Here is an 11,446-nt window from a genome sequence, read left to right on the forward strand (position 1 = left end):
TCTGGCGTCGATCAGCGCTAGCGCACGGCCCGCGCACCGGAAGCTCTGAGAGAATGAACGCATGGTCAACGCTTCTCATGTCGCAACCCTGCACACCAACCACGGTGACATCGTCATCAACCTCTTCGGAGATCACGCCCCGAAGACGGTCAAGAACTTCGTCGGTCTCGCCGACGGCACCCAGGACTGGACGCACCCCGCCACCGGCAAGCCGGGCGAGGGCCCCCTGTACAAGGACGTCGTCTTCCACCGCATCATCCCGAACTTCATGATCCAGGGCGGCGACCCGCTCGGACAGGGCGTCGGCGGCCCCGGCTACAACTTCGACGACGAGATCAACATGGAGCTCACCTTCGCCGAGCCCTACATCCTCGCCATGGCCAACGCCGGCCTGCGTCGCAACGCCATCACCGGCAAGGCCGAGGGCACCAACGGCTCGCAGTTCTTCATCACCACCGACCCGACCCCCTGGCTGCAGGGCAAGCACACGATCTTCGGCGAGGTCGCCGATGACGCCTCCAAGGCCGTCGTCGACAAGATCGCCGCTGTCCCGACCGCTGCGGGCGACCGCCCGATCGAGCCGGTCGTGCTGCAGTCGATCGACATCGTCGCAGCCTGACGACGCGGGCCGATCCGGATGACGACGCCTGAGTTCGCGGGCAATCGCGACAACTTCTGCTACCGGCATCCGGATCGGCAGAGCTTCGTGCTCTGTCAGCGGTGCCTGCGCACGATCTGCCCCGAGTGCCAGACGCAGGCCGCCGTCGGCGTGATCTGCCCCGAGTGCATGGCTGAGCAGCGCAAGAGCCGCACTCCCGCGCAGAAGCGGGCCGAGCGCCGATGGGGCGGTCGCAATACCGCCACGGCAACCGTGCGCAGCGGCAAGCCGATGGTGACGTACGCGCTGCTCGCTATCACCTCGTTCATCGGTCTCGTGCAGCTGATCCCCGGCCTCGGCGACGCCGTCACGGCGCAGCTGCTGTTCGCGCCGAGGTACCTGTACCCCGATCTCTCGCTCCTGCCCTTCGAGCCGTGGCGACTGCTCACCGCGGTCTTCGCGCACGGCGGGTTCCTTCATCTCGCTCTGAACATGCTCGCCCTGTGGATGCTGGGGCAGAACCTCGAGCCGATGCTGGGTCGGGCGCGCTATCTCTCGCTCTACCTGATCAGCGGACTCGGCGGATCCGTCGCTGTCGCGCTGCTCGATCCCTTCGGTGCGACCGTCGGTGCGTCCGGCGCGATCTTCGGCCTGATGGCCGCCCTCCTCATCATCGGACGGCACATCGGCGCGAACGTCACCGGCATCCTCGTGATCCTCGGCATCAACTTCATCATCGGGTTCGTGATCGGCGGGATCGCCTGGCAGGCGCACCTCGGCGGTGCGATCGTCGGAGCGCTCGTCGCGTTCATCCTCACCCGCACCCGACGTCGAGAGCAGCGGATCGCGCAGATCCTGCTGCTCGCAGCGGTCGTCGTCGCGCTGGTGCTGCTCGTCTTCGTGCTCGCCCCCTTCCTGATCACGACCGTTTACTCCTGATCAGAAGTTGTTAACAGGGTTCTCAACCGGTGTGAATAACATCCGTGTAATTCTCCCCAGGGTGGGGATAACCTGTGGATAACTCGGATGCCCGATCGACGCGGCACGCAGAAGAAGGCCCCTTCCGCGGATGCGGGAGGGGCCTTCTTCGAAGCGACGGCGGCGGGTCAGCGCCAGCGGGTGGTCATCAGGAAGCCGATCAGGGCGATGCCGAGGCCGATGGCCAGGTTCCAGTTGTCGAGGCCCGGAATCGGGAACTGCATGCCCGAGATGTAGAACACGAGGATCCACGCCAGGCCGAGCAGCATGAAGCCGACCATCACCGGCTTGAACCACACGGCGTTGGGCGCGGCTTCGCCTTCGCTGCGCGGAACTTCGGGTTCTTCGGTGTTACGGTCGCGTGCCATTCCGCCAGTGTACCGAAGTCTCGTATATCGCACGGAATCCCGCGGTGTGGGCGGGACTCCAGGTCTGGGCGATAAGATCGCGCCATGACTGCATCCGTCGTCTCGGGGGAGCGACGCCTTCGCCGTCGCCGCCGTCGTCCGCGCGCGACCTTCACGGGAGTCCTCGGCGAGCTGCTGCTCACCGCCGGTGTGCTCGTGCTGCTGTTCGTCGCGTGGCAGATGTGGATCGGCGACATCATCATCAGCGCCCAGAAGAACGACGAGGGCGCGGCGGTCTCGCAGGAGTGGGCCGAAGGACCGCCGCCCGAGCTGCCACCCGTGATCGAGACCGACGACGGCACCACGGTCTACGAGCCGGTGATCCCTGCCCCGCCCGCCGACACCGAGCGTCTCGGCAACATGCACGTGCCGCGCTTCGGCACCGCGTACAACGTCGGCATCTACGGCGGCACGAGCCGCGCACGCACACTCGACGACCTGGGAATCGGCGTCTACACCGACTCGAAGATGCCCGGCGAGGTCGGCAACTTCTCGATGGCCGGACACCGCACCACCTGGGGAAAGCCCTTCAACCAGCTCGACAAGCTGCAGCTCGGCGACGCGATCGTCGTCGAGACGCCCGACGGCTGGTTCACCTACCGCTTCCGCACGCTCGAGTACGTCAAGCCCAGCCAGACAGAGGTGCTGCTCGACGTGCCGCAGATGCCCGGCGCTGAGACGGGGGAGCGGTACATCACCCTCACCGCATGCTCCCCGCTGTACTCGCTCGCTGAGCGCATCGTGGCCTACGGCGTGTTCGAGAGCTTCCAGCCGCGCGCCGAGGGCCCGCCCCCAGCCCTGACCGATCCGCCCCCGCCGCCGGCCGGCCCGTCGATCTAGCCCGAAGGAACGAGACGACACATGTATGCAGCCCTCTGGCGCCTGCTGCCCGGTCCGTGGTGGCTCAAGCTCTTCCTCCTCCTCGTCCTGATCGCGGCCGTGCTCTACGGTCTGTTCTGGTTCGTGTTCCCCTGGATCAGCCCGATCGTCGCTCCCGGGGAGGTCGACCTCGAATGACGCGAGTGCTCGTCGTGGACAATCACGACAGCTTCGTGCACACCCTGGTCGGATATCTGCGAGAGCTCGGCGCCGAGGTGACGCTCGTCGAGGCGGATGCCGTGGACACCACCGCGCTCGAGCGACTGCTCGCCGACGTCGACGGCGTGATGGTCTCACCCGGACCAGGATCGCCTGACGAAGCAGGCTCCTCGCTCGACGCCGTGCGCATCGCGGCGCGCACGCGAAGGCCGCTGCTCGGCGTCTGCCTCGGACACCAGGTCATCGGCGCCGCGTTCGGCGCGCCGGTCACCGAGGCGCCCGAACTGATGCACGGGATGGTGTCGCACGTCGTGCACGACGGGTCCGCGCTGTTCGCCGGCATCCCGTCGCCCTTCACCGCCGGGCGGTACCACTCACTGGCGTTGGCGGAGTCGACGCTGCCCGATGACGTCGTCGTCACCGCGCGTGCCGGCAGCGGCACCGTGATGGCACTGCAGCACACGACGCTGCCCGTCGTCGGCGTGCAGTTCCACCCGGAGAGCGTGCTCACCGAGGGCGGGTACCGACTCCTCGCGAACTGGCTGCAGATGTGCGGCGACGACGCCGCCGTCGCACGATCGGAACGGCTGCATCCGCTGGCGGCATCCGGCGGGGGTCGGAGTCAGCCCGCCGCCGCCGCTGCGCAGTAGCGCAGTTCGACCGTCGACCCGATCTCGACATCGCCCGGCGCGGCCGACATCGAGGCGACCGTCGGTGGCGTCGCTCCGGGGCAGTCGGTGAGCTCGACCGGGCTCGGCGTGAGGCCGATGCGCTCGAGCTCCGCCTGCGCCGCCTCCAGCGTCCAGCCGGTGACGTCGGTGAGGGTCACGCGACCGCTCGCGACCACGAGGTTCACGACCGTCTTCGGTGCGACCTCCGTCTCGGCCGTCTCGCTCGCCTCCATCACGGTGTCCGCTGCCAGACCGTTGTCGTTCTGCTGTCTCACCGTGCCGAGTTCGAGGCCGGCGGCCGCGAGGGCGTCCTTCGCCGCCGAGAGAGACAGGCCCTCCAGGATCGGCACCACCACGGTCTCCTTGCCGGATGACACGTAGACGGTCACCGAGTCGCCTTCCCGCACCGCTGTCCCCGCCTCGGGGTCGGTGCGGATGACATTGCCCTCGGTGATGTCGCTGCTCGATTCGAGGATGAGCTTCGCCGTGAGATCGAGTTCGCTCAGGTCGTCCTGTGCGCGTTCGGACGACACGTTCACGAGGTCGGGCACCTGCCGTGACGTCGACGGCACCTCGTCGGGACGCATGCTGAGCGTCCACACCCAGAACAGCACGGACGCCAGCAGCACGGCGAGGAGCGCGACCCCCGCCCAGATCCAGGCGACGGGCGGACCGGACTGCGTCCGCGCCATCGTCGTGTCGGTGCTCAGCTGCCTGAGCGAGCGGGCGGTCTCCTGTGCGGCGCGGGGACTCGGACCGTAGAGCTCGCTGGTCAGGGCCCCGAGCTCCTTGCGGCTCGGAGCATGACCGGACACCGCGGAATCCAGCGCGGAACGGAAGTGCGCGGCATCCGGGTACCGCTGGTACGGGTCCTTCGCGAGAGCGCGCAGCACGATCGGATCGAGGGCTCCGGGGGAGTCCTCGTTGACCTCGGTCGGCGGCACGGGAGTCTCGCTCACGTGCTGGTACGCGACGGCGACGGGCGACTCGCCGCGGAACGGCTGGCGCCCGGTGAGCAGCTCGTACAGCACGACACCGGTGGAGTAGAGGTCGGCACGCGCGTCGACCGGCTCGCCCTTGGCCTGCTCGGGCGAGAAGTAGGCGGCGGTGCCGATGATCTGAGTGGTCTCGGCGACCGTCGACGAGGAGTCCGACACGGCTCGGGCGATGCCGAAGTCCATGACCTTGACCTGGCCCTTGTCGGTGACCATGACGTTGCCCGGCTTGATGTCGCGGTGAACGACGCCCGCGCGGTGCGAGTAGTCGAGCGCCTCGAGGATGCCGTCGACGTAGCGCACCGCGTCGTCGACGGGCACGGGGCCCTTCGAGATGATGTCCTTCAGCAGTGTGCCGCTGATCAGCTCCATGACGATGTACGGCGGCTCATCCGTTCCGCTGTCGGCCGTCGACGGGTCGCCGGCGTCGTAGACGCGGACGATGGACGGGTGCGACATGCGCGAGGCCGACTGCGCCTCGAGGCGGAACCGCGTGCGGAACGCCGTGTCACGAGCGAGCTCGGGGTCGAGGATCTTAATGGCCACCGCACGACCGAGCGTCAGGTCCTGGCCGCGGTAGACCTTCGCCATCCCGCCGTGCCCGATGAGCTCGTCGACGCGGTAGCGTCCCGCGAGAACGCGTGGCTCTGTCGACACGTACTGACCCCCTGATACCAGCTGATGAATTCTTTCAGACTACGGTGCGATCGTCCGATCAGCCCTTGTCGTCGCCACCCTCTGTCACAGCGGGGATGATCACGACGCCCTTCATGGCATCCGACTGCTCGGACGGCATGTCGCTTCCGCAGAAGACGCGGAAAGTCGCGGTGATGCTCTGTCCCGCGGTTCCGGGGATGATCTGGGTCGACAGGATGCTCGGTCCGAAGCTGCGGATCGACTCACCCGGGTTCCCGCCCGAGAACGTGGCGTTCGTGAGCGTCACCTCGAAGGCGGATCGTGCCGGCGTGCCGGAGGGGCACTCGAACGACGGCCAGTTGAGCGTGACGGGCTCGCCCTCGGTGGGCGTCCCGGCGAGCGTCGGGGTTCCCGTGGGCTTGCCGACCTGGACCTGCGCCTTGTAGGTGGTCAGAGTGAGGACGGTGCCCGGGGGCACGTTGCCGCCGGGCTGGACGGACTCGACCGTCCCCTCCTGTTCGGCGCTCGACGCCACGGAGTTGCCTTCGACGCACTCGGCCTGCAGGCCGGCGTTGGTCGCCGCGGCGCGCGCGGCCTCGCACTGCATGCCCTCGAGGCCGAGCGCATCGACGTCGACCAGCTCGGGCTCCGGCGTCGGCGTGTCCGACGGCGTCGGCGTGTTCGAGGGCACGGGCGGCGGAGTGGTGGCGGTCGTCTCGACCGGGGCGGGGTCGGCGTCACCCTGATTCGTCAGCGCGAAGACGGTTCCGCCGAGCACGATGACCAGCAGGGCGATGAGGGCGACGAGCGGCCAGGTCCACGGACTGCGCTTCTTCTTCGGCGTCCCGGCATCGTCCTCCGCGGCGACTCCGGTGGGGAGCTGTGCGGTGGTGGGGAGGATGCGGGTCGCTCCCTCGGTGCCGGACGACGTGAGAAGCCGGGTCGCGTCGTCGGACGCGATACCGCCCGTGGCGATGGCGGGCACCGCGATGGCCGCGGAGTTCAGGTCGCCGCGACGCAGCGCCTGGGCGGCGCGAGCGACGGTGGCCGACGACGACGGGCGATCGGACGGCTTCTTGGCGATCATCGCCATGACGAGGTTCTGCACCGGGATCGGCACGGTGGGCGGCAGCGGCGGGGGCTGCTCGTTGATCTGCGCCATCGCGATCGCGACCTGCGACTCACCCGTGAACGGACGCTTGCCCGCGAGGGACTCGTAGGCCACGATGCCGAGCGAGTAGGTGTCGGTCGCCGGCGATGCCGGGTGTCCCGATGCCTGCTCCGGCGACAGGTACTGCACGGTTCCCATCACTTGACCGGTGGCCGTCAGCGGCACCTGGTCGGCGATGCGGGCGATTCCGAAGTCGGTGATCTTGACGCGGCCGTCGGGCGTGATCAGCAGGTTTCCCGGCTTGATGTCACGGTGCACGAGTCCGGCGGCGTGCGCTGCCTGCAGAGCGGATGCCGTCTGGGCGACGATGTCCAGCGTCTTGTCGGCGCTCAGCGCACCGTCGCGCTCGAGAAGGGTCGACAGTGCCTCGCCGGGCACGAGCTCCATGACGAGGTAGGCGCTGCCGTTCTCCTCGCCGTAGTCGAAGACGCTCGCGATCCCCTCGTGGTTGACGAGCGCGGCGTGCCGCGCCTCCGCGCGGAACCGCTCGAGGAACCCGGGGTCCCCCATGTACTCGTCCTTGAGGATCTTGATGGCCACGGTGCGTCCGATGACGTGATCCGTCGCCTCCCACACCTCGCCCATGCCGCCGATCGCAATACGCGACTGCAGCTCGTAGCGACCACCGAACGACACACCCTGCGTCGGTCTCATCTGCCCAGCACCGCCTCTATGACCTTCTTCGCAATCGGAGCGGCGATGGTGTCGCCGGATCCTGACTGCCCCTGTCCGCCGCCGTCTTCGACGAGGACCGCTACTGCCACCTCGGGGTCGTTCGCCGGTGCGAAACCGGTGAACCACAACGTGTAAGGCTTGTTTCCGTTCTCGGTCGTACCGGTCTTCCCGGCGACATCGACCCCATCTATTCTTGCACCCTGGGCAGCGCCGTTCGAGACACTGGCGACCATCGACGCCGTCACCTGATCGGCGACCGTGGCGTCGAGTGCACGCCCGAACTCGGTGTCATCGAACGCCCGCACCACCGAGAGATCGTTGCCGATCACCGTGTCGACGAGTCGGGGGTTCATGACCACGCCGTCGTTCGCGATCCCCGCCGACAGCATGGCGATCTGCAGCGGCGTCGCCGTGACCTGGCCCTGGCCGAATCCCGACAGCGCGGTCTGCGCGTCGTCGAGACCCTGGGGGTAGCTCGACGGCGTCGACTCCAGGGGTGTGGAGAAGCTCTTGTTGAAGCCGAACTTCTCGGCCATCTCGCGGATCTTGTCGTCGCCGAGCTGCACGGCGAGCTCCGCCATCGGGATGTTGCAGCTGAGCCTGATCGCCTCGGAGATCGTGACCGTGTCGCCGTCGCCGCAGGTGCCACCCCAGGCGTTGGCCACGGTGTTGTTCGACCCCGGCAGCTGGAAGCGCGCGGGGTTGGGCAGTGTGGAGTCCGGCGTCCAGTCTCCCGACTCGTACGCGGCAGCCGCGACGATGAGCTTGAAGGTCGAGCCCGGCGGGTTGAGGTCGCCGGCGATGGCCCGGTTCGACAGCGGCTTGTTCGCATCGGCGACGAGCTGGTCGTAGGTCGCGTTCGCGGCATCCGCATCGTGGGTCGCCAGCAGATTGGTGTCGAACCCCGGGGTCGAGGCCATCGCGAGGATGCGTCCGGTCTTCGGCTCGATCGCGACCACAGCGCCGTTGAGGCCCTGCAGAGCCTGGTATGCGGCGGTCTGCGCCGCGGTGTCGAGGCTGAGCTCGACGCTGAAGCCGGTCTGCGGCTGGCCGGAGAGGATGCGCTCGATCTCCGAGAAGAACGCGCTGGATCCGGTACCCGAGAGGTCGGCGTTCATCGCGCGCTCGATGCCGGTCGCCGACTGCAGAGCGGGGTTGAAGTACCCGGTGACCGGCTCCCACATCGCCGCGTCGGTGTAGACGCGCTGGAACTGGTAGCGGTCGTCCGCCGGGGTCGACGAGGCGATCGCGACGTCGTCGACGATGATCGATCCGCGCTGGATCTCGTAGCTGTCGAGCAGAGTCCGGCGGTTGTTGGGGTCCTGGGCGAGGGTGTCGGCCTCGACGACCTGGATCCAGCTGGTCGCGGCGAACAGCGAGATGAACATGAACAGCATCACGATGCTGAGACGGCGGAGTTCTTTGGTCATGCGACGCCCCCTTGGGCGGAGTGCGCCCCGGTTCCTGCGCGCTCTTGGGCTCGTCGCTGCGCCCCGGTTCCTGAGCGCTCTTGGACTCGTCGCTGCGCCCCGGTTCCTGAGCGAGCGAAGCGAGACGAAGGGCGCTCAGCGACCGAACCTACGAAAGCTTGGGTCATGTCAGCCGATCACCGCCCGGGGTTGGCTGCGGACACCGTCGGAGATGCGCAGCAGAACGGCCACGATCAGCCAGTTGGCGACGAGGGAGGATCCACCGGCGGCGAGGAACGGCGTGGTGAGACCGGTGAGCGGGATGACGCGGGTCACGCCGCCGACCATGATGAACACCTGCAGCGCGATCGTGAACGAGAGGCCCGTCGCGAGGAGCTTGCCGAAGTCGTCCTGACCGGCGAGGCCGATGCGGATGCCGCGGCTGACGAACACCATGTAGAGGCAGAGGATCGCGAACAGCCCGACGAGGCCGATCTCCTCGCCGAGGCTCGTGATGATGTAGTCGCTGTGCGCCAGGGGAGTGACCTCGGGGCGCCCCTGACCCCAACCCGTGCCGAGCAGCCCGCCGTGTGCGAGGCCGAAGAGACCCTGCATGGGCTGGAACCCGGCGCCGTCGGGGTCGACCTTCTCGGGATCGAACAGGAACAGCCAGTTGATGAAGCGCCCCTGGACGTAGCTGAGGATCTGCGTCGCCACGGCGACACCTGCAGCGACCAGGGCGAGGCCGATGAGCACCCAGCTGGTCTTGCCGGTGGCGACGTAGAGCATCGCCACGAACATGCCGAAGATCAGGGTTCCCGTGCCCAGGTCGCGCTGGATGACGATGATGCCGAGCGAGATCGCCCACACCACGAGCACGGGACCGAGCTCCCGCATCCGCGGCCAGGTGATGCCGAGGAACTTGGTTCCCACCGATGTGAGGCTCTCTCGGGTGCGCACCAGGTAGCCGGCGAAGAAGATGGCGAGGCAGATCTTCGCGAGCTCGCCGGGCTGGAAGGCGAACATGCCGCCGAGCGACACCCACACGGCGGCGTTGGCGTCGGGGATGCGCAGGCCGGGCACGAACGGCAGCAGCAGCAGCAGGATGCCGGAGAGGCCGAAGATGTAGGTGTAGCGGAACAGCACGCGGTAGTTGCGCAGCAGGATGACACAGGCGATCGCGCCGGCGAGCGAGATCGCCGACCAAGCGAGCTGCTTCGTCGAGTAGGCGTTCCAGCCGGTGAGCGACTTGGCGATGTCGATGCGGTAGATCATCGCGATGCCGAGGCCGGTGAGCAGGGTCGCGATCGGCAGCACGAACGGGTCGGCGTCGGAGGCGACGGCGCGCAGCACGAAATGCACCGCGAAGGCGAGCACGGCAAGGCCCCCGCCGATCGCGAGGATCATCGGGTCGATCAGGCCGAGCGCGCCGAGCTGCACCAGGGTGAGCGATGCGCCGCTGATCGCGACCGCGAAGAGCAGCAGCCAGAACTCGCGGTTGCGCTGCGTCTGCGGCATCCGCATGCGCCGGAGCGCCGTGATGACGCTCGTGTCCGCCGTGACGTCGGTGGTCATCCCGCATCCTCCGTCGGCGTGGGCAGGGGAGTGGGCAGCGGCGTCTCGCCGGTGACGCGGTCGGCGCCGGCCTGCAGGCGTGCGACGATCGCCTCGGCGTCGGAGAACGACCGGGCCGTGATCGTGCGCTCCACGGAGTCGCGCTGGTACGGCGGCAGGTTCGCGAGCAGGATGTCGGTGTCGCGCAGCGGAGTCGAGAGCGTGATCGGCCCGATGTTCTGCTGCACGCCCTGATAGATCACGACGCTGTCGTCATCGGCGCCGACGAAGTAGCGCGTCTGCGTCCAGCTGTACGCGGCGAAGGCGGCGAACGCGAGCATCGCGAGTACGACCAGCATCCCGGCGATCCATCCCCAGCGACGACGCTTGGCGCGACGGCGGTCCTCTTCGATGAGCTCCTCGAGGTACTCGGGTGCCGGCTCGAAGTGGCTGGGTTCGTTGGCGGCCTGGCGCACAGGGTGCAGCCAGTTGCCGCGCGGGGCGCGCACCGGCGGGACCGTGACGTTCGAGGGGTTCGACGCGGACCCGACGATCGTGGGCGTGCCCGAGTGCATGGCGTGCTGCCCGCCGACCTCGACGAGCACGATCGTGACGTTGTCGGGAGCGCCGCCGTCGAGCGCCTGCTTGAGCAGGTTGTCGGAGGTGCGCCCGGGAGCCATGCCCATGCGCATCGCCTTGAGGATGTGGTCCTCGTCGACGACTCCGGAGAGACCGTCGGAGCAGAGCAGCCAGCGGTCGCCCGGCTGGGTGTGCATGACGAACATGTCGAGCTCGGGATCCGCGTCCATGTCGCTCAGCACGCGCATGAGCACCGAGCGCCGAGGGTGGTAGCGGGCTTCCTCGGGGGTGATGCGTCCCGAGTCCACCAACCGCTGCACGAAGGTGTGGTCCGCCGTGATCTGGGTCACTGCGTCGTCGCGGTACAGGTAGATGCGCGAGTCGCCGATGTGGCCGATGACCGCGTAGTCGTCGACCATGATGATGGCGCTGAGCGTGGTGCCGAGACCTGCGAGCTCGGGGCGATCCTTCGCGGCGCGGATCAGGTCGCCCGCAGCCGTCGTGGCGGCGGCCTGCAGTGAGGCCTGCGCGTCTTCGACCGACGCGTAGGGCTGATCGAGCGGCTCCAGCCGGTGGATCGCGATGCTCGAGGCGACGTCCCCGCCCGCGTGGCCGCCCATGCCGTCGGCCACGACGAAGAGGTTCGCGCCGGAGTACCCGGAATCCTGGTTGTTGGAGCGGACCTTCCCGGTATGGGAGATCGCGGCGCTCGAGCCTTCGAAGACCATGCCCGGT

At 68.3% G+C, this 11,446-nt stretch carries 11 protein-coding genes; 5 read left to right on the forward strand and 6 right to left on the reverse strand.

Annotated elements, in window-relative coordinates; genetic code table 11:
* Positions 1–61: 61 nt before the first annotated feature.
* Positions 62–619 carry a peptidylprolyl isomerase gene (locus ABTZ43_RS06170; RefSeq protein ID WP_045254020.1) on the forward strand — a complete coding sequence of 186 codons (558 nt, stop codon included), beginning with the start codon at positions 62–64 and terminating at the stop codon, positions 617–619.
* Positions 620–637: 18 nt separating this feature from the next.
* Complete coding sequence (locus tag ABTZ43_RS06175) at positions 638–1,537, forward strand: rhomboid family intramembrane serine protease (RefSeq protein WP_056414393.1); 900 nt, start codon at positions 638–640, stop codon at positions 1,535–1,537.
* A gap of 167 nt (positions 1,538–1,704) precedes the next feature.
* Here the strand turns inward: ABTZ43_RS06175 and ABTZ43_RS06180 are convergent, their stop codons facing one another.
* Positions 1,705–1,944: a cell division protein CrgA gene (locus ABTZ43_RS06180; protein ID WP_045254022.1), complete on the reverse strand. Its 240-nt coding sequence runs from the start codon at positions 1,942–1,944 to the stop codon at positions 1,705–1,707.
* Between the two features lie 84 nt (positions 1,945–2,028).
* Here ABTZ43_RS06180 and ABTZ43_RS06185 point away from each other — a divergent pair, with 84 nt between their 5' ends.
* The 3 genes from ABTZ43_RS06185 to ABTZ43_RS06195 are packed head-to-tail and all read left to right on the forward strand — an operon-like array spanning position 2,029 to position 3,671.
* The gene (locus ABTZ43_RS06185; protein ID WP_056414390.1) at positions 2,029–2,823 is read left to right on the forward strand and encodes a class E sortase; all 795 of its coding nucleotides are present in this window, start codon (positions 2,029–2,031) and stop codon (positions 2,821–2,823) included.
* Positions 2,824–2,844: 21 nt separating this feature from the next.
* Positions 2,845–3,000 (forward strand): hypothetical protein, encoded by a 156-nt coding sequence (locus ABTZ43_RS06190; RefSeq protein ID WP_188042264.1) that lies wholly within the window; start codon positions 2,845–2,847, stop codon positions 2,998–3,000.
* Positions 2,997–3,671 (forward strand): anthranilate synthase component II, encoded by a 675-nt coding sequence (locus tag ABTZ43_RS06195; RefSeq protein ID WP_350538190.1) that lies wholly within the window; start codon positions 2,997–2,999, stop codon positions 3,669–3,671. Before ABTZ43_RS06190 ends, ABTZ43_RS06195 begins: the two co-directional genes overlap by 4 nt.
* On the opposite strand, the gene pknB is transcribed toward ABTZ43_RS06195, so the two are convergent.
* The 5 genes from pknB to ABTZ43_RS06220 form a co-directional block, all read right to left on the reverse strand.
* Entirely contained in the window at positions 3,644–5,344 is a 1,701-nt protein-coding gene (pknB, locus tag ABTZ43_RS06200) for a Stk1 family PASTA domain-containing Ser/Thr kinase (RefSeq protein ID WP_350538191.1), read from the reverse strand. The genes ABTZ43_RS06195 and pknB overlap by 28 nt on opposite strands.
* Before the next feature lie 58 nt (positions 5,345–5,402).
* The gene (locus ABTZ43_RS06205; protein WP_350538192.1) at positions 5,403–7,148 is read right to left on the reverse strand and encodes a protein kinase domain-containing protein; all 1,746 of its coding nucleotides are present in this window, start codon (positions 7,146–7,148) and stop codon (positions 5,403–5,405) included.
* Entirely contained in the window at positions 7,145–8,599 is a 1,455-nt protein-coding gene (locus tag ABTZ43_RS06210) for a peptidoglycan D,D-transpeptidase FtsI family protein (protein WP_350538193.1), read from the reverse strand. The genes ABTZ43_RS06205 and ABTZ43_RS06210 overlap by 4 nt, the downstream gene beginning before the upstream one ends.
* A 168-nt stretch (positions 8,600–8,767) precedes the next feature.
* Positions 8,768–10,153, reverse strand: a complete 1,386-nt coding sequence (locus ABTZ43_RS06215; RefSeq protein WP_149421916.1) for an FtsW/RodA/SpoVE family cell cycle protein — start codon at positions 10,151–10,153, stop codon at positions 8,768–8,770.
* Positions 10,150–11,439, reverse strand: coding sequence for a PP2C family protein-serine/threonine phosphatase (locus ABTZ43_RS06220; protein WP_056414373.1), 1,290 nt, complete (start codon positions 11,437–11,439; stop codon positions 10,150–10,152). Before ABTZ43_RS06220 ends, ABTZ43_RS06215 begins: the two co-directional genes overlap by 4 nt.
* Positions 11,440–11,446 lie beyond the last annotated feature (7 nt).

It is taken from the genome of Microbacterium sp. NPDC097977, from assembly GCF_040302605.1.
Lineage (GTDB): Bacteria > Actinomycetota > Actinomycetes > Actinomycetales > Microbacteriaceae > Microbacterium.

What these genes read in the sequence shown, in the direction of transcription:
- ABTZ43_RS06190 (WP_188042264.1), top strand. Translation starts at nt 2,845, where the DNA reads ATGTATGCAGCCCTCTGGCGCCTGCTGCCCGGTCCGTGGTGGCTCAAG.
- ABTZ43_RS06205 (WP_350538192.1), bottom strand. Translation starts at nt 7,148, where the DNA reads ATGAGACCGACGCAGGGTGTGTCGTTCGGTGGTCGCTACGAGCTGCAG.
- ABTZ43_RS06175 (WP_056414393.1), top strand. Translation starts at nt 638, where the DNA reads ATGACGACGCCTGAGTTCGCGGGCAATCGCGACAACTTCTGCTACCGG.
- ABTZ43_RS06215 (WP_149421916.1), bottom strand. Translation starts at nt 10,153, where the DNA reads ATGACCACCGACGTCACGGCGGACACGAGCGTCATCACGGCGCTCCGG.
- ABTZ43_RS06185 (WP_056414390.1), top strand. Translation starts at nt 2,029, where the DNA reads ATGACTGCATCCGTCGTCTCGGGGGAGCGACGCCTTCGCCGTCGCCGC.
- ABTZ43_RS06210 (WP_350538193.1), bottom strand. Translation starts at nt 8,599, where the DNA reads ATGACCAAAGAACTCCGCCGTCTCAGCATCGTGATGCTGTTCATGTTC.
- ABTZ43_RS06195 (WP_350538190.1), top strand. Translation starts at nt 2,997, where the DNA reads ATGACGCGAGTGCTCGTCGTGGACAATCACGACAGCTTCGTGCACACC.
- ABTZ43_RS06220 (WP_056414373.1), bottom strand. Translation starts at nt 11,439, where the DNA reads ATGGTCTTCGAAGGCTCGAGCGCCGCGATCTCCCATACCGGGAAGGTC.
- ABTZ43_RS06180 (WP_045254022.1), bottom strand. Translation starts at nt 1,944, where the DNA reads ATGGCACGCGACCGTAACACCGAAGAACCCGAAGTTCCGCGCAGCGAA.
- ABTZ43_RS06170 (WP_045254020.1), top strand. Translation starts at nt 62, where the DNA reads ATGGTCAACGCTTCTCATGTCGCAACCCTGCACACCAACCACGGTGAC.